The organism is Psychrobacter sp. APC 3279 (assembly GCF_030407795.1).
Taxonomy (GTDB): Bacteria; Pseudomonadota; Gammaproteobacteria; order Pseudomonadales; family Moraxellaceae; genus Psychrobacter.
Genome location: NZ_JASDCR010000062.1, coordinates 1 through 583, shown reverse-complemented (window position 1 = coordinate 583; position 583 = coordinate 1). Strand labels below are relative to the sequence as shown.

1 pseudogene is annotated in these 583 nt (G+C 32.8%); it reads right to left on the bottom strand.

From position 1 onward, the window contains the following. Positions 1-473: 473 nt before the first annotated feature. Positions 474-583, bottom strand: a pseudogene (locus QL898_RS13820) (IS5/IS1182 family transposase); the annotation flags it as partial.

Genomic DNA, 583 nt, shown 5'->3' with positions numbered 1-583 from the left:
GCTGTCTTAAATGATAATTTTTATAGTTAATAATCTCTCCGAAAAGAAAAGATAGTCAACTTTATTTTTTAGCATTCTGAATCAGCAAAAATCCACACAAGTTGTTCTTTAGTTATGCTTTTAAATAATGTCTGACACTGTCGTCCAGTGCTAGTATTTCAAACTAAATAAGTCAGCCAATGTGACTTATCCTATTTAGCGAGCTGACCATCATATCATGTTTTAATAGTCTGTCAACTTCTTTTTTTAATTTGTTTCAACAAGTTAACTGGGTTATCAATGTGTAATCTACACACTAGCTACTTCCAGCTCGTCTTGATGAGGTGCGTATTATAGACGGTATAAATTTTGTGTCAACCCGTTTTATTAATGTTTTTGAACTTATTTTAAGAGAGAAACAAATCTGTATTTTTTTCAATGGGTTATAAAACTGAGGATTTCTATTTTCTTTAATACTAGGGCGTGTTGAATATTCATAATTTGAGCCAGATATAAGCACAAGCAAGAGCGACCGTATTTTCATAACTCTGCTTGAGCTTATCAAATCTAGTGGCAACCGCCCTATACTGTTTTAGCTTAGCGA